A 16,483-nucleotide genomic window follows, 5' to 3' on the forward strand; every position below is an offset into this window, starting at 1 on the left:
GGAAAGCCCCACCCTACCCGATGCGTGACGTGAACGGGCAGCCCAACCCGCCCCTCGCGCGCGACGTCCATCCCCCGCGCCGCACCCGCCCACACCGGGATGTGCACTGCTTCACGGCATGGCAACCCGGTGGCGGGATATCGCCGCGCCAGGCCACATCTCCTCCGGGCCAGGGGATGCGTGCGATACGCTGCGGGGCCACCGTCTTGCGGGAGGAGCAGGCGCCATGAGCTTCACCTTGAACGTCAACGGCCGCGAGCACGCCGTCGACGCGCCCGAGGACACGCCCCTCCTCTACATCCTGCGCGACGAGCTGGGACTTCACGGGGCCCGGTATGGCTGCGGCGTGGGCCAGTGCGGCGCATGTACGGTGCTGAGCAATGGCTCGCCGCTGCGCGCCTGCGTCGTGCCGGCGGCCACCCTGCGCGGCCGGAACCTCACCACCGTGGAGGGCTTGCGCGCGCCGGATGGGACACCGCATCCGCTCCACGACGCCTTCGTGGCCGAGCAGGCCGGCCAGTGCGCCTACTGCATCCCCGGCATGGTGGTGACGGCGGCGGCGCTGCTGAAGGAGAAGCCACGGCCCACCGAGGCGGAGATTCGCGCGGCGCTGGATGCCAACCTGTGCCGGTGCGGCTCACACAACCGCATCGTCCGAGCCATTCAGCGCGCCGCGGAGGCGCTGGCACGATGAGCCTCCGCCCGAGCCGCCGCGAGGTGCTCCAAGGCGCCCTGGTGCTGGCCTTCGCCTTCACGGGCCCACGCGCCCTGGGCGCGGCACCGGGAGGCGCCGGGCTCCCCGGGAGCCTGCGGCGCACCCGCGGCCTCGACGCGTGGCTGCGCATCGGCGCGGACGGCGTCGTCACGCTGAAGACGGGGAAGGTGGAGCTGGGCCAGGGCATCCTGACGGCGCTCGGGCAGCTCTGCGCGGACGAACTGGACGTCAGCGTCTCGCGGCTGACCTTCCTCTCCGGCGACACCGAGCTGTCCCCATACGAAGGCACCACCGCGGGCAGCAACTCCGTCTCCCAGAGCGGCACCGCGATACGCCATGCCGCCGCCGAGGTTCGCGCCATCCTGCTGGACCTGGCCAGCAAGCAGCTGGGCGTCCCAGCGGAGCAGCTTCGCGTCCGGGACGGCACCATCCGGGTTGGCGGCGGGAAGGGCGCCTCCATCACGTACTGGAGCCTCGTCGGCGGGAAGGCGCTGAACCGGGAGGCGACGGGCACGGTGAAGCCCAAGCCGCCCATCGAGCGCCATCATGCGGGCCGCTCGGTTCCGCGCGTGGACCTGCCGGGCAAGATTTCCGGTGAGGCGAGCTTCGTGCACGACCTCCGGCCCGCCAACCTGGTGCATGGCCGCATCATCCGCGCGCCGTCCCAGGGCGCCTCGCTCACGGAGGTGGATGCCGCCAAGGTGGAGCAGCTGCCGGGCGTGCGGAAGGTGGTGCGTGACGGCGACTTCCTGGGCGTCATCGCCACCAAGGAGTGGCAGGCCATCCAGGCCGCGGCGGCGCTCGCGCGCAGCGCCCGCTGGCGCGAACAGGCCACCCTGCCCCCGGACCCATACACCTGGCTGGTGGAGCAACCCAGCCAGGACAGCGTCATCGAGGAAAGGGTCCGGCCCACCGACGTCGCGCCCACGCACACCTTGGAGGCACGCTACCTGCGGCCATACCAGATGCACGGCGCGATTGGCCCGTCCTGCGCGGTGGCGGCGTGGGACGGCGAGCGCCTCACGCTGCACACCCACAGCCAGAGCGTCTTCGAGACCAGCGCGGCCATCGCCAGGATGCTCCGCCTCCCGGTGGGCCAGGTCCACGGCAAGCACCTGCCCGGCTCCGGCTGCTACGGCCACAACGGCGCGGACGACGTCGCCGCCGATGCCGCGCTGCTCGCGCGCGCCCTCCCCGGCCACGCCGTGCGCGTGCAGTGGTCCCGCGAGGACGAGCACGCCTGCGAGCCGTATGGCTCCGCGATGGTGATGCAGGCGCGCGCGGGCGTGGACGCGGAAGGCAACGTGCTGGACTGGGACTACGCGCTCTGGTCCACGCCCCACAGCACCCGGCCTGGAGGCCACCCAGGGAATCTGCTGGCGGGGCGTTCGCTCGCGGCGCCCTTCCGCATGCCCATGCCCGGGAATGGCGGGCCGCCGAACTACGCCGCGGACCGGAACGCCATTCCGCTCTACGACTTCCCGGGCCGGAAGGTGACGACCCACCTCGTCACCCGGATGCCCTTGCGCGTCTCCGCGCTTCGGGGCCTGGGGGCCTACGGGAACGTCTTCGCCATCGAGTCCTTCATGGATGAGCTGGCCCACGCCGCGAAGGTGGACCCGGTGGCCTTCCGGCTCCGGCAGCTCCACGACGCGCGCGCGAAGGCCGTCATCCAGAAAGCGGCGGAGCGCTTCGGCTGGACGTCCGCGCCCAGGGCCCAGGGCCATGGGCGCGGCATCGGCTTCGCGCGCTACAAGAACCTCGCGAGCTACTGCGCCGTCTGCCTGGAGGTGCGCGTCGACCCTGGAACTCACGCCATCCAGGTGCTGCGCGCGGTCCTGGCCGCCGACGCGGGCGAGGTCGTCAACCCGGATGGGCTCACCAATCAGCTCGAAGGCGGGCTCATCCAGTCGCTGAGCTGGAGCCTGAAGGAGGCGGTCCGCTACGACGCCCAGCGCGTCACCTCGCGAGACTGGGGCACGTACCCCATCCTCACCTTCTCCGAAGTCCCCCCCGTGGAGGTCGCGCTCATCGAGCGCCCTGGGGAGCCCCTCCTGGGCGTGGGCGAGGCCTCCCAGGGCCCCACTTCGGCGGCCCTGGCCAATGCCATCTTCGACGCCACGGGGGCCAGGCTGAGAGAGCTGCCGCTGACGCCAGAGCGGCTGGCGGCGGCGCTCCAAGCGCGCTGAGACGGCACCAAGGAGGCAAGCCCAAGCATGGTCCGCGCGCATGTCGACAACGCTCGACGGAGGCCGCGCGCCATGTGAATGTGCCGCCAAAGCTGAAGGGTGCGGCGATGCACGCCGCAGGAACATGGATGGTCGGGCCGCCATCCCAGCCGGCAACACCGCCGACAGGGTCCGCGTATGTCGACCGCCACGCCACCGGGGCAAGCCCCCCTTCCGCCCGAAGCCTGGGCCCCCCTGCATCGCCTCTCGCGGCTCGCGAGCCGGCCGCTGGAGCGCTTCCTCCACATCGAGGCGGCCAGCGGCATCCTGCTCCTCGTGGCGGCGGCCATCGCGCTCCTGTGGGCGAACTCGCCTTGGGCGGAGAGCTACGCGCACTTCTGGCACACGCCGCTCGGCATCCGAATGGGCGACTTCACGTTCGAGCGCAGCCTCGAATGGGTCGTCAACGACGGGTTGATGGCCATCTTCTTCTTCGTCGTGGGCATGGAGATTCGCCGCGAGGTCCATCAGGGCGAGCTGTCTGAGTTGCGGCGCGCCGCGCTCCCCGCCGCAGCGGCGCTGGGGGGCATGGTCGTGCCAGCGGGCCTGTACCTCCTCCTGGGGGGCGCCCCGGCCACCCGCTCCGGATGGGGCGTCCCCATGGCAACGGACATCGCGTTCGCGGTGGGCATCCTCACGCTCCTCGGAAGCCGAGTGCCCCCCGCCCTGCGCGTGCTCCTGCTCGCGCTCGCCGTCATCGACGACCTGGGCGCCATCATCGTCATCGCGCTGTTCTATTCATCGGGAGTGGCCATCACGGGCCTGCTCGTCGCGGCCCTGGGAGTCCTGGGGGTCTTCGCGATGCAGCGCCTGGGCGTGCGCTCGAAGTGGGCCTACGTCGTTCCGGCGTTCGTCGCCTGGGCGGGCGTCTACTCCGCGGGAATTCATCCGACCATCGCGGGCGTCATCGTCGGGCTCATCACGCCGGTGCGCGCCTGGCTCGGCACCGAGGGCTTCGTCACCGGTGCGCGGAGCGAAATCGAGCACATCGCCCAGGCGCAGCCGGGCACGCTCTCCTCCCATCACCTGTCCGCGACCTTGCGCCGCGTGGACGCCGCGCGACGCGAGGCCATGTCGCCTTCGGAGAGCCTGATTGCCACCCTGCATCCATGGGTGGCGTTCGGCATCATGCCGGTGTTCGCGCTCGCGAACGCGGGCGTGTCGATTTCGAGCGAGCCGCTCGATGCGGCCTCATGGACCGTGGTCGCCGCGGCGGCCACCGGGCTCCTGCTGGGCAAGCCCCTGGGAGTGATTGGGGCCTGCTGGCTGGCGCTGCGCTTGCGGCTGGCGACGTTGCCGCGCGGCCTGAGCATGCGCGACGTGCTGGTGCTGGGGTGCACCGCGGGCATCGGCTTCACCATGGCCCTGTTCATCGCGCAGCTGGCCTTCACGGACGCGAAGCTGCTCGCCGCCGCGAAGCTGGGCGTGCTGGGCGCGAGCGGCGCCGCGGCCATCCTGGCGCTCCTCCTGGGCCGGCTGCTCCTCAGTACCGCGTCGAGGCCCGGCGCCGCGACGTCCGTGGAGGAGGCGGAGCGCTCGACGGTGATGTGACAGGCTGCGCTGGTGACGGGCCCGTGCCGCCCAGCCGTTCACTCAAGAAGTCGACGAACACGCGCGTCTTCATCGGCAGGAAGCGCGCGTGTGGGTACACGGCCCAGACCCAGCTGTCCGCCACGCGCCACGACGCCAGCACCTCGACCAGGCGGCCCGCCTCCAGGTCCGCCCCCATCACGAAGTCCGCGAGCAGCGTGATGCCGCAACCGCCGAGCGCCGCCTGCCGGAGCGCCTCGGCGTTGTCGACGCGGAGGAGCGGCTCCACTGCCACCTGGGTCCGCCGTCCGCCCCGCGTCAGGACCCAGGGGACCTCCTTCATCTGCGGCGCGAACTGGAGGCAGTCATGTCCACGAAGGTCCGCCGGCGTGCGCGGCGCCCCGTTGCGTCGCAGGTATTCGGGTGACGCGCACAGGCGGCGACGGTTCAGCGTCAGGCGCCGCGCCACGTAGTCGCCGCTGCGCAGGTCGCCAATCCGAACGCCCACGTCGATGCGTTGTTCGACGAGGTCGATGTAGCGGTCCTCCATCGTCACTTCCAGGCGGAGCAACGGATAGCGGCGCATGAACTCCGGCAGCAAGGGCGCGACGCGAAGCTGGCCATAGAGGTTGGGCAGCGACACGCGCAGCAGGCCGCGAGGCTGCGCGGAGAACGCGGACACCGCCGCGTCGGCCTCATCGGCGCGAGCCAGCACATCCAGACAGCGCTCCAGGTACAACGCGCCAACCTCGGTGAGCGCGACACGCCGGGTGGTCCGCTGCAGCAGCCGGCAGCCCAGCGCCCGCTCCAGTTGCGCGATGCGGCGGCTGAGCGCGGAGGCGCTGAGGCCCAGCTCGTCCGCGGCGGCGACGAAGCTGTGCCGGGTGGCGACGGCGACGAAGGCGCGCATGCCGCCGAGGCGATCGGTATCGAGCATCGGCATTGCTGCACCGTACGCAACATCCTGGTGCGATTCATCCCGATTGTGCCGGAGCCCTCAGCGGGTCAGCTTTCCGTTTTCGGTTCCAACGAGGAGCTTCGCACCATGCCCGACTCGCCCCTTCCCCCTCGTGACAACGCCCGGCACCGCCTGCGCGCCTCGGGGCTCGCCCTCCTCCTGTGCTCGACCCTGGCGCAGGCCGCACGGCCCGCGAACGAGGACACGGTTCACCAGCTCGCCCCCGCGGCCGGCTTCATGGCGGGCGTGCATGAAGGCCCGACACGCTTCGGCGACCTGCTCCGGCTCGGGGACTTCGGCACGGGCGCGCTCAGCCCCACGGATGGAGAGGTCATCATCCTCGACGGCGTCGTGTGGCACGCCGACGTCACCGGGAAGCTGCGGCGCCTGCCCGACGATGCGCGAACGTCCTTCGCCACCCTCAAGCGGTTCGTCCCGGACAGGCGGCTCACACTCCCCGCCGTCGCGGACTTCAGCGCCTTCGCGCGGGAGCTCGATGCACGGCTCGGTTCGCGCAACCACTTCCATGCCGTGTGCATCGACGGCCGCTTCCAGCGCGTGAAGCTGCGCAGTGTGCCGCGCCAGAAGCCGCCCTACCCCAGCATGAAGGCCTTGCTTGCACAGCAGCGCGTCTACGACGCCCGTGACGTCACGGGCACGCTGGTGGGTTTCCGATTTCCCACCTATGTCGCTGGGGTCATCATCCCCGGCTGGCACTTCCACTTCGTGGACGCGGACCGGAAGCTGGGGGGCCATGTCCTGGACGTGCGCGCCAGCGCGCTCACCGCCCAGCTCGACAGCAGCCGGTCCCTGTCGCTGGTGTTGCCAGACGACCCGCTGTTCAACGCGGCCCCCATTGACGACGCGAAGAACGCGCCCGCGGCGGCAGGCCCCGGAGCCCCCTGACGCCTCCTGGCGACGCCTCCAGGGCTCGGGCACTATCCCGGCCACGAGCCGCTTTGGCTCGTCGAACCCTGCGGGAGCAAGTGATGCGGACATCGATGACGTGCGTGGGGCTGCTGTTGCTCGTCCTGGGGGGCGCGTGCGCGAGCACCCGGCCCGCCGTGGCCGAGCCCGTGCCGCCCCATCAGACCTTCACCATCGACTCCGCGAAGCTGAAGGAGCCACGCCGCATCACCGTCTACCTTCCGCCGGGCTACGCCACGTCGGCGGAGGACCGCTTCCCGGTGCTCTACATGCCCGATGGCGGCCTGAAGGAAGACTTCCCGCACCTGGCCACCACCGTCGACATGGCCATCCGCGCGGGCGAACTGCGGCCCCTCATCATCGTGGGCATCGAAAACACCGTGCGACGGCGGGACATGACAGGCCCGACCACGGTGGCGACGGACCTGGAGGTCGCCCCTGTCACGGGAGGCTCGGCGACGTTCCGTGCCTTCATCCACGAAGAGCTGATGCCGGAGGTGGAGCGCCGCTACCGGGCGACGCGGGAGCGAGCCATCATCGGCGAGTCGCTCGCGGGCTACTTCATCGTGGAGACCTTCTTCCTCCAGCCGGACCTGTTCGACACCTACCTCGCGCTGAGCCCCAGCCTGTGGTGGAACGCGGAGTCGTTGGTGAAGGGGGCGGGTGAATGGTTCGCGGCACGGCCGGACCTGTGCGCGGGGCTCTATCTGTCCTCCGCGGATGAGACGGACATCGGCCCCGCCGTGGCGAGGCTCCAGGAAGTCCTCCGCACCAGCGCTCCCCCGGGACTCAAGTGGGAAGTCGAACCCCGGCCCGACTTGCGCCACGACAACATCTACCGGAAGAGCTCGCCCAGCGTGCTGCGCAAGTGGCTGCCCCCCGTGGTGGCCGCCGAAAACGCGCCCTGACACAGCGCCCGCGCGCCGCGCGGAAGCCCAGGGCCTCCCCGCGGCACGCTACGTCCGCTGGCTACTGCGGAGGCATCTGGTTCGGATCCATCCAGGCCACCTCCCAGTGGTGGCCGTCCGGGTCGTAGAAGCTCCCGCCGTACATGAAGCCCAGGTCCATGGCCTCCCCCGCGGGGGAGCCACCCGATGCCAGCGCGGTCTTCACCAGCTCATCGACCTCCTCGCGGCTGTTGGCGGACAGCGCATAGGTGCCGGCGGTGCTCTGCGTCGCGTCGTGCAGGGGCTTCTTGATGAAGTCCTTGAAGCGGGTATGCGTGAGGAGCATCACGAACGCGTCCTCGCCCACCACCATGCAGGTGGCGTGCTCGTCGGTGAAGTCCTTGTTGAACTCGAAGCCCAGCTTCGTGAAGAAGTCCACCGACCGCTTCAAGTCGGCCACCGGCAGGTTGAGGAAGAGCTTACGGGGACGGCTGACCTTCATGTTCGCCTCCAGGGCGGGTGGGTTACGAAGGCTTTGACTCCAGCGGCGGACCGAAATCATCGGCCCTTTTTCAGAAAGATTTTCCGCGCCCCGCCTACCGAGGGAGCTCCTGGGGAAGACCGAACCGCGGGAACAACGCCTCCGTATCGAGGAAGTGGGTCATCGCCGCGATGCGCCCACCGGACAGCTCCAGGACGATGAGCGACCACGGCTTGAAGGGCCCGCCGTCACTGCTCGCGTGGTACTGGCCATAGGCCGGTGCGCCACAGGCCTCGGTCCGCACCAGCCGGGAGTCCCTGCAGACCGCCCCCCGCCCGAGGAACCAGCCGCGGATGGACGCGTGCCCCTGGAGCCACAGCGTGTAGGGGGGCATGGACAGGGTGACCTCCTCGTGAAGCAGCGCGGTGAAGGCGTCCATGTCGTAGCGCTCGAACGCGTCCACGTAACGATTCAGCAACAGGGCCTGCGCGTCGGACTGAGGCACCCGGAACTCGGAGTCCTCCAGCCCCAGGTCCGACACGGTCGCCCGGGCACGCTGGAGCGCGCTGTTGACCGAGGCCACCGACGTCTCCAGCGTCTGGGCAATCTCCGTGGCCGGCCAGCCCAGGACCTCGGCCAGCAGCAGCACCGCGCGCTGCTTGGGGGGCAGGTGCTGGAGCGCCGCGAGGAACGCGAGCCGGATGCTCTGGCGCAGCGACACCTGCTCGGAGGGGTCCAGGTCCGAGGGCACGGCCAGCGCGTCCGGAATGGGCTCAATCCAGCTGTTCGCCGGCAGCGGCGTCAGCGGCCCGTCAATGGAGTACGCGGGCCCCAGCTCCATCGGCCGCGCGCGGCGCCCGCTCGCCGACAAGGCGTCCAGGCACACGCGGGTGGCGATGGAGTACAGCCAGGTTCGCGGGGACGCACGGCCCTCGAACCGGTCCATCGCGCGCCAGGCGCGCACCATCGTCTCCTGGACGGCGTCGTCCGCCTCCGCGACAGAACCCAGCATGCGATAGCAATGGCCGATGAGCGCCGAGCGGTGCTCCTCGAAGCCGAATGCCTGCTTCCCAGAATCCGGAAGGTCCCTCATCAATGGGCTGTCTATCAGGCCCATCAGGTCGTGTCAGGGGCTCGGGCAGGCGGCCCCCGTGTCAATCCATGCGCGGATGAGCTCACCGAACGCACGCTGAGTGCCTGGCACGGGCTCCAAGCCAGGGCCCGGGTCCCAACCCCACCCCACCAGGACGTCCTCGGCCATGTGGTGATGCAGCGCCTCCAGGGACTTCCCGCCGTTTCGCGCGGGGTCCTTGAGCTGCTCGCAAATCTTCCCCAGGGGCACGCCCACCCACGCCATCTCCGCTGGCGCCAGGGCCCACTTCGGATTGCCGGGCACGCTCCGCAGCGTCGTGCCCACCAGCGGCGTGTTGCGCGCCTGGTGGCACGAGGTGCAGGGCAGCCCGGGAGTGCCATGTCCCGCGGGCCCGCCCGTCACGGCGGGCACGTGCCGACGCTGGTCCATGCCCTGCAGGGGCACGCCATCGGCCGGGTGGCAGTTGACGCAGCGCGGGTGCGCTATCACACGCCCCGCCTCGACGAAGAGCGCGGCGGAGCGCTGCTTCTCATCCGTGATGGCGGCGAACGCGGACACGGGCTGGAGTGACGGCCCCGCATCCCGCGCCTGCGCCGCCTGCGCCGCCTGCGCCGCCTGCGGTCCCGAGGCCTCCGGTGCGCTCTTGGTGGACTTGCAGGCCACCGCCGAGAGGACGGCGCCCAACACGATGACGGAGCGCCCCGGGTGTCTCATTCGCGCTCCAACTCTCTCATGACAGCCTCCGCGGCGCGGCGGCCCGACACCAGCGCGCCGTCGATGGAGGCATTGTCACGGTGGTCTCCACACACGAACAGTCCCGGTGACAGCCGCACCGGCCGGTGAGGCGGCTCCAGCACCTCCGGAGGCTGCGCGGGCAGCGCGAGCGGAAGCGCGTAGGTGCGCAGGTGCCGCCAGGCGGACACGGCCGGACCGAACCAGTCCGTCAGCTCCGCGAGCACCTCGGCGCGCAGCGTGTCCAGGTCCGGCGTGGCGCCGACCACGGACACGGACACGAGCGCCTGTCCACGCGGCGCATACGCCGGTGACACCTCGCTCATCACCGCCACGTTGTTCACCCGGCCCCGGCCCTCGCCATTGAGCAGCAGCCACGGCCCCTCCACGGGCGGCTCCGGCGCGGCGAAGTAGAGGCACGTCACCCGGTTCATCACCGGTGGCACCATGCCCGGCAGCAGCCCCACCGCGCTCGCCGGGTCCGTGGCCACCACCACCGCCCTGGCGCCAATCAGCTCTCCGTCCGCCAGCCGCACGCGGTGCCCCCACACGTCCGCCACCGGCGCGCGCATCCGCAGCACGCCCGGCGGAAGGCGCGCCGACAGCTGCTCCGGAATGGCGCCCATCCCCGCCTCCGGCACCGCCGCGTACCCGGACGAGAACATGCGGAAGACGAACTCCAGGAAGCGGCTGGACGTGGTCAGCTCCCGCTCCAGGAAGATGCCCGCGAAGAAGGGGCGCAGGAACGACTCCCGCAGCGCCTGCGTGAAGCCCAGCTCGTCCAGATAGCGCCGCGACGTGCGAGACGGCCGCTGCCACACGTCCTCCACTTCACCGGAGAGCGCCTGTTGCCGCAGCTCCAGGATGCGCAGCTTGTCCCCGAACGTCCCCACGGGCGCGAACAGGTGCGCCAGCGCCTCCACGGGGCGGCGCAGCGGGTCCGCCACCGTGTGCAGCTTGCCACCCCGCCACACCTTGGCGCCGGGGATGAACCTGCGCAGCGACAGCGCCCCCAGGTCCAACGTGCGCCGGCCTTCCGGATAGGCAGACAGGTACACCTGGAAGCCTCTGTCTAGCAGGAAGCCCTCATGGACATCCGTGCGCACCCTGCCCCCTGGTGCGTCACTCCCCTCCAGCACCATCACCTTGACCCGTGAGGCGACGAGCGCCCGCGCGCACGCCAGCCCCGCGAGACCCGCACCGACGACGATGACCTCCGGAGTCGACACGCACGCGCCTCCACACTTCCTGCTCAAGAAAAGCGTCCACGCTCGCTTGATAAGCGTGGGAGGCGCAAGGGAGACTCGGAGGCGGTTGCGGGCAACCGACACTTGATGCAGAAACACCGGCTGTTGCCCGTCCCACCCGTCTAACCCGGCGCCGGAATGCTCCCGGCCCACCAACACCCCTCGGAGCGAGAGAAAGCAGGCAGCCCCATGTTGATCGTGATGCGACCCGACGCGACGGCCCAGGACATCGAGCGTGTGAACGACGAGATCCGCCGCCGTGGCTGGCAACCGCACGCGATTCCAGGGGGCACCCGCACGGCCGTTGGCATCACCGGGAACCCGGGCGCGGTGGAACCAGAGCCCTTCCGCGTGCTCCCTGGCGTCGCTGACGCCGTGGCCATCTCCCAGCCGTTCAAGCTCGTCAGCCGCGAGGTGAAGCCGGACGACACGCAGCTGCGCATCGGCGACCTGACGGTTGGCGGCTCGGCCTTCCACGTCATCGCCGGTCCGTGCTCCGTGGAGTCGCGCGAGCAGATCCTCTCCACCGCCCACGCGGTGAAGAAGGCGGGCGCCACCATGCTGCGCGGCGGCGCGTTCAAGCCGCGCACCAGCCCCTATGAATTCCAGGGCCTCAAGGGTGACGGGCTGGCGCTGCTGGCCGAGGCGCGCCAGGAGACGGGCCTGCTCGTCACCACCGAGGTGAAGGACACCGCGACGCTCCAGGCCGTCGCCGACGCCACGGACATCCTCCAGATTGGCGCGCGCAACATGCAGAACTTCAGCCTGCTGGAGGCCGTGGGCGACCTGCGCAAGCCGGTGATGCTCAAGCGCGGCATGAGCGCCACCATCAAGGAGCTGCTGATGGCGGCCGAGTACATCGTCGCCCGCGGAAACACGCAGGTCATCCTCTGCGAGCGCGGCATCCGCACCTTCGAGACGATGACGCGCAACACGCTGGACCTCAACGCGGTGCCCATGCTGAAGGCGCTCTCGCACCTGCCCGTCTTCGTGGACCCGTCGCACGGCATCGGCGTGCGCAAGGCGGTGCCGGCGATGATGCGCGCGGCGACGGCGGTGGGGGCGGACGGCATCATCGTCGAGGTACACCCCGACCCGCCGCGCGCGAAGTCGGACGGTGCCCAGTCCCTGGACTTCTCCGAGTTCGAGAAGTCCATGAACGAGGTCCGCGCCATCGCCCAGGTGATGGGCCGCGAAGTCGTCCGTCTGGGATAGGCCATGACCCTCAAGGAAGCGCTGGGCAAGGTGGTGGGCCGGCGCGACCTCACCCGCGAGGAGATGACCCGCGTCATGGGTCTGATGCTCGCCGGGGAGGCTTCGCCTGCCCAGGTTGGCGCGCTGGCGACGGCGCTGAAGATGAAGGGTGAGACGGAGGATGAAATCCTCGGCGCGGCGGAGGCCATGCGGGCCTGCGCGGCGAAGCTGTCCCCGCGCGCCAACGTGGTGCTCGACACCTGCGGCACCGGCGGCGACGGCGCGCACACCTTCAACATCTCCACCGCGGTGGCCTTCGTGGCCGCCGGGGCGGGCGTGACGGTGGCCAAGCATGGCAACCGCGCGGTCTCCAGCCGCTGTGGCAGCGCGGACGTGCTGGCGGCGCTGGGCGTCTCCATGGAGCGTCCGCACGAGCGCGTGGCGCGGGACATCGACGAGCACGGCGTGGGCTTCCTCTTCGCGCCCTCCCACCACGGGGCCCTGCGGCACGTGGCGCAGGCGCGGCGGGACATGGGGTTCCACAGCGTGTTCAACCTGCTGGGGCCGCTGACGAACCCGGCGGGCGCGCGCTACCAGCTCCTGGGGACGTTCGACGGCAAGCGCGTGGAGCAGACGGCCCGCGTGCTGGGCCGGCTCGGCAGCCGCCGCGCGTGGGTGGTGCACGGCCATGACGGGCTGGATGAAGTCTCCCCGTGCAGCGCCACGGAGGTCGCGGAGCTGCGCGAGGACGGCACGGTCCACACCTTCACGGTGTCGCCCCAGGACGCGGGGCTGGACGTGGTGCCTCGCGAGGCCATCGCGGGGGGCGACGCGGCGGAGAACGCCCAGCGGCTGCGCGCGCTGCTGGATGGCGAGCGCTCCGGGCTGCGCACGGCGGTGCTGCTCAACGCGGCGGCGGCGCTCGTCGTCGTGGGACTGGCGGCGGACCTGCGTGACGGCGTGCGCAAGGCGGAGCACGCCATCGACTCGGGCGCGGCCCGGAACAAGCTGGCGGCCCTCATCGAGGGGGGCTTGTCATGAGCCAGGCAGGAACGTTGGACCGCATCATGGCGCGCAAACGCCAGGAGCTGGCGGCGCGGCCTCCCATGGCGCCTCGCGCCCGGCCCACCCCCCGCGACTTCGCGCAGGGGTTGGTGACGCACCGCTCCGGGCGGCCGCTGAGCGTCATCGCGGAGGTGAAGCGCAAGAGCCCTTCGGGCGGGGACTTCCCCCACGCCGACGTGGTGGCGGTGGCCCGGGCCTATGAGGCCGCGGGCGCCAGCGCCATCAGCGTGCTGACGGATGGGCCGGACTTCGGCGGCGGCCTGGAGGACCTCGTGGCCGTGCGGGCGGCGGTGTCGCTGCCCGTGCTGCGCAAGGACTTCCTCGTGGCGGCGCGCGAGGTGGAGGAGAGCGCGCTGTGGGGCGCGGACGCGGTGCTGCTCATCGCCGACGCGCTGGAGGACGGCGAGCTGCGGGAGATGGTCGCCACGGCGAGAGCGGTGGGCGTGGCCGCGCTGGTGGAGGCCCACACGGAGGCGCACGCCGAGCGCGCGCTGGCCGCGGGCGCGAAGCTGGTGGGCATCAACAACCGCGACCTCGCCACGCTGAAGACGGACACGGGCACGGCGCTGCGGGTGATGCCGAAGCTGCGCTCCCGGGCCCGCGTGCTGGTGGCGGAGAGTGGCCTCAAGTCCCTGGCGGACCTGGAGGCGGCGCGGGAAGCGGGCGCGGACGCTGTCCTGGTGGGCGAGTCCCTGCTTCGAGCGCCCGACCCTGGACACGCGCTGCGGCGGCTGCTCGGGGTGGAGGACGCGGCGCCATGAGCGTCCGCGTGAAGGTGTGCGGCGTCACGCGCCTGCCCGACGCGCGGGCCGCGTGGGAGGCGGGCGTGGACGCGCTGGGTCTCAACTTCTACCCGAAGTCCCCCCGCTACCTGGACCTCCCCACGGCGGCGGCCCTGGCGCGCACGCGGCCGCCCCTGGGCACGGTGCTGGGGGTGTTCGTCAACGCGGCGCCAGACACCATCCGGGAGGCGGTGCGCGCCTGTGGCCTGACGGCCGTGCAGCTCCATGGGGACGAGCCCCCGGAGGCCTGCTCGGGGTACGGCGTGCCCGTCATCAAGGCGCTGCGAGTCACGGGTCCGGAAGACGTGGCCCGGGCCCGGACGTATGTGGGCGTAGGAGACGTCGCGGGGCTGCTGCTGGACGGCGCGGCCCCGGGCTATGGCGGCGGCGGCGTGGGCTTTGACTGGTCGCTCGTCGCGGGGCTGGCGGGGAGCGGCGTGCCCGTGCTGGTGGCGGGAGGCCTGCGGCCCTCCAACGTGGCCGAGGCGGTGCGCGCGACGCGGCCGTACGGCGTGGATGTGGCCAGCGGCGTGGAGTCCGCCCCTGGCATCAAGGACGTGGAAGCGGTGCGCGCCTTCGTGCGCGCCGCGAAGTCCATCAACCTCTGGGAGTGACAGACATGACGACGGAGACTGTCGCCGGCCGCTTCGGGCGCTACGGCGGACGCTACGTTCCGGAGACGCTGGTCCCCGCGCTGCAGGAGCTGGAAGAGGCCTACGCCGCGGCGAGCGCGGACCCGGCCTTCGGCGAGGAGGTCGCCCGCGTGCTGCGCGAGTACGTGGGCCGCCCCACCACGCTGACGCCCGCCCGGCGCCTCACGGAGGCCTGGGGCGGCGCGAACGTGTGGCTCAAGCGCGAGGACCTGGCGCACACCGGCGCGCACAAAATCAACAACACCGTGGGGCAGGTGCTGCTCGCGAAGCGGATGGGCAAGCAGCGCATCATCGCGGAGACGGGCGCGGGCCAGCACGGCGTGGCCACCGCCACCGCGTGCGCCCTCTTCGGCCTGCCCTGCGAGGTGTACATGGGCGCGCTGGACGTGGAGCGGCAGGCGCTCAACGTCTTCCGCATGCGCGCGCTGGGCGCGGTGGTGCGGCCCGTGGAGTCCGGCTCGCGCACGCTGAAGGACGCGATGAACGAGGCCATGCGCACCTGGGTGTCGCAGGTGTCGGACACGCACTACGTCATCGGCAGCGCGGCGGGGCCGCATCCCTATCCCACGGTGGTGCGCGACTTCCAGGCCGTCATCGGCCGCGAGCTGCGGACGCAGGCCCAGGCGGCCTTTGGCGGCCTGCCGGACGCCATCATCGCGTGCGTGGGCGGCGGCTCGAATGCCATTGGCGTGCTGCACCCGTTCATTGGCGACGCCAGCGTGCGGCTGGTGGGCGTGGAGGCGGGAGGCCACGGCCTGGACTCGAAGCAGCACGGCGCGTCGTTGACGCTGGGGACGGAGGGCGTGCTGCACGGCTCGCGCTCGCTGGTGCTCCAGGATGAGGACGGCCAGATTCAGGAGGCGCACAGCATCTCCGCCGGTCTGGACTATCCAGGCGTGGGCCCGGAGCTGGCGCACCTGGCGAAGACGGGCCGCATGGAGGTCCGCATCGCCACGGACGACGAGGCGCTGGCGGCCTTCTACGAGGTGGCGCGCCTGGAGGGCATCCTCCCCGCGCTGGAGACGTCCCACGCCTTCGCGCGCGGCCAGGAGCTGGCGCGCGAGCTGGGCGCGGGCAAGCACCTGGTCATCAATTGCTCGGGCCGCGGAGACAAGGACGTGGCCACGATTTCCGCGCGGGGCGTGCCTCCGCCGGTGGGGGTGAAGGCGTGAGCGGCGAGATTGCACAAGCCTTCGCCCAGGCGAAGGCGCGAGGTGAAGGCGTGCTGGTGGCCTACGCCATGGCGGGCGACCCGGACCTGCCCCGCTCGGTGGACGTGTTCGCCGCGCTGGTGGAGGGCGGCGCGGACGTGCTGGAGCTGGGCGTGGCGTTCAGCGACCCCATCGCCGACGGCCCCGTCATCCAGGGCGCGGCGGAGCGGGCGCTCAAGGCCGGCTCCACGCTTAAGCGAGTGCTGGACCAGGTGGTGCCCGCGGTGCGCCAGCGCTGCCCCCAGACGCCGCTGGTCATCATGACGTACGTCAACGTCATCATGGCCATGGGCGAGGCGCGCTACGCGAAGCTCGCCCGCGAGCGCGGCGTGTCGGGGACCATCCTCCCGGACCTGCCCCCCGAGGAGAGCGCCAGCCTGCGCGCCACGTTCGACGCGGAGGGCCTCGACTTGATTCCCCTGTGCGCGCCCACCACGCCCCCAGCGCGGGCGCGGGCCATCGCGAAGGAAGGCCGTGGCTTTGTCTATTGTGTGTCCGTGTCCGGCGTGACGGGCATGCGCGCGGAGCTGCCGCCGGACCTGTCACAGCGGTTGGAGTTGGTGCGGAGGGCCGCGCCCGTCCCCGTGGTGGCGGGCTTTGGCATCTCCACGGCGGAGCAGGCACGCACCCTGTCTGCCCATGCGGATGGCGTGGTGGTGGGCAGCGCGCTGGTGCGCGCCGCGCACACAGAGGGCCCCGCCGCGGCGAAGGCGCTCTGCGCCGACATCAAGCGCGGGCTGCGCCGCTGAGGCCCAGCCGCTTCGCCCCAGCTTAATTCGA

At 71.6% G+C, this 16,483-nt stretch carries 16 protein-coding genes; 11 read left to right on the forward strand and 5 right to left on the reverse strand.

The genetic code is table 11. The annotated features are described in order from the left end of the window. Positions 1-226 precede the first annotated feature (226 nt). The 3 genes from HV826_RS24150 to nhaA all read left to right on the forward strand — a co-directional run bounded on the left by HV826_RS24150 (position 227) and on the right by nhaA (position 4,494). Positions 227-694, forward strand: a complete 468-nt coding sequence (locus tag HV826_RS24150; protein ID WP_176419360.1) for a (2Fe-2S)-binding protein — start codon at positions 227-229, stop codon at positions 692-694. After that, a complete protein-coding gene (locus HV826_RS24155; RefSeq protein WP_176419361.1) occupies positions 691-2,904 on the forward strand; it encodes a molybdopterin cofactor-binding domain-containing protein in 2,214 nt (737 codons plus the stop codon). The genes HV826_RS24150 and HV826_RS24155 overlap by 4 nt, the downstream gene beginning before the upstream one ends. A gap of 177 nt (positions 2,905-3,081) precedes the next feature. Then, complete coding sequence (gene nhaA, locus HV826_RS24160; RefSeq protein WP_176419362.1) at positions 3,082-4,494, forward strand: Na+/H+ antiporter NhaA; 1,413 nt, start codon at positions 3,082-3,084, stop codon at positions 4,492-4,494. Here the strand turns inward: nhaA and HV826_RS24165 are convergent. Further along, positions 4,427-5,410, reverse strand: a complete 984-nt coding sequence (locus tag HV826_RS24165) for a LysR family transcriptional regulator (RefSeq protein ID WP_255208024.1) — start codon at positions 5,408-5,410, stop codon at positions 4,427-4,429. The genes nhaA and HV826_RS24165 overlap by 68 nt on opposite strands. Positions 5,411-5,518: 108 nt before the next feature. Between HV826_RS24165 and HV826_RS24170 the strand changes: the two genes are divergently transcribed. Both HV826_RS24170 and HV826_RS24175 read left to right on the forward strand, forming a co-directional pair. Continuing rightward, positions 5,519-6,337 carry an acetolactate decarboxylase gene (locus HV826_RS24170; RefSeq protein WP_176419364.1) on the forward strand — a complete coding sequence of 273 codons (819 nt, stop codon included), beginning with the start codon at positions 5,519-5,521 and terminating at the stop codon, positions 6,335-6,337. Positions 6,338-6,420: 83 nt separating this feature from the next. Further along, positions 6,421-7,266, forward strand: coding sequence for an alpha/beta hydrolase (locus HV826_RS24175; RefSeq protein WP_176419365.1), 846 nt, complete (start codon positions 6,421-6,423; stop codon positions 7,264-7,266). A 61-nt stretch (positions 7,267-7,327) separates the two neighbouring features. Here the strand turns inward: HV826_RS24175 and HV826_RS24180 are convergent, their stop codons facing one another. The 4 genes from HV826_RS24180 to HV826_RS24195 all read right to left on the reverse strand — a co-directional run bounded on the left by HV826_RS24180 (position 7,328) and on the right by HV826_RS24195 (position 10,780). Then, entirely contained in the window at positions 7,328-7,747 is a 420-nt protein-coding gene (locus HV826_RS24180) for a VOC family protein (RefSeq protein WP_176419366.1), read from the reverse strand. A gap of 94 nt (positions 7,748-7,841) precedes the next feature. Further along, on the reverse strand, positions 7,842-8,819 hold the full coding sequence (locus tag HV826_RS24185) for a sigma-70 family RNA polymerase sigma factor (protein WP_176419367.1): 978 nt from the start codon (positions 8,817-8,819) through the stop codon (positions 7,842-7,844). Between the two features lie 33 nt (positions 8,820-8,852). Continuing rightward, positions 8,853-9,533 carry an Isoquinoline 1-oxidoreductase subunit gene (locus HV826_RS24190; protein WP_176419368.1) on the reverse strand — a complete coding sequence of 227 codons (681 nt, stop codon included), beginning with the start codon at positions 9,531-9,533 and terminating at the stop codon, positions 8,853-8,855. Then, the gene (locus HV826_RS24195) at positions 9,530-10,780 is read right to left on the reverse strand and encodes an NAD(P)/FAD-dependent oxidoreductase (RefSeq protein ID WP_176419369.1); all 1,251 of its coding nucleotides are present in this window, start codon (positions 10,778-10,780) and stop codon (positions 9,530-9,532) included. The genes HV826_RS24190 and HV826_RS24195 overlap by 4 nt, the downstream gene beginning before the upstream one ends. A gap of 207 nt (positions 10,781-10,987) precedes the next feature. Here HV826_RS24195 and aroF point away from each other — a divergent pair, with 207 nt between their 5' ends. Genes aroF through trpA form a run of 6 tightly spaced genes read left to right on the forward strand, consistent with a single transcriptional unit; the run spans position 10,988 to position 16,452 of the window. Continuing rightward, positions 10,988-12,013, forward strand: coding sequence for a 3-deoxy-7-phosphoheptulonate synthase (gene aroF / locus HV826_RS24200; RefSeq protein ID WP_176419370.1), 1,026 nt, complete (start codon positions 10,988-10,990; stop codon positions 12,011-12,013). Positions 12,014-12,016: 3 nt separating this feature from the next. Then, entirely contained in the window at positions 12,017-13,033 is a 1,017-nt protein-coding gene (gene trpD / locus HV826_RS24205; RefSeq protein WP_176419371.1) for an anthranilate phosphoribosyltransferase, read from the forward strand. Then, positions 13,030-13,818, forward strand: coding sequence for an indole-3-glycerol-phosphate synthase (locus tag HV826_RS24210; RefSeq protein ID WP_176419372.1), 789 nt, complete (start codon positions 13,030-13,032; stop codon positions 13,816-13,818). Before trpD ends, HV826_RS24210 begins: the two co-directional genes overlap by 4 nt. Beyond that, entirely contained in the window at positions 13,815-14,453 is a 639-nt protein-coding gene (locus HV826_RS24215; protein WP_176419373.1) for a phosphoribosylanthranilate isomerase, read from the forward strand. The genes HV826_RS24210 and HV826_RS24215 overlap by 4 nt, the downstream gene beginning before the upstream one ends. 5 nt (positions 14,454-14,458) lie before the next feature. Further along, complete coding sequence (trpB, locus tag HV826_RS24220; protein WP_176419374.1) at positions 14,459-15,664, forward strand: tryptophan synthase subunit beta; 1,206 nt, start codon at positions 14,459-14,461, stop codon at positions 15,662-15,664. Beyond that, positions 15,661-16,452: a tryptophan synthase subunit alpha gene (gene trpA / locus HV826_RS24225; protein WP_176419375.1), complete on the forward strand. Its 792-nt coding sequence runs from the start codon at positions 15,661-15,663 to the stop codon at positions 16,450-16,452. The genes trpB and trpA overlap by 4 nt, the downstream gene beginning before the upstream one ends. Positions 16,453-16,483 lie beyond the last annotated feature (31 nt).

Source organism: Myxococcus sp. AM010, from assembly GCF_013372585.1.
Lineage (GTDB): Bacteria > Myxococcota > Myxococcia > Myxococcales > Myxococcaceae > Myxococcus > Myxococcus vastator.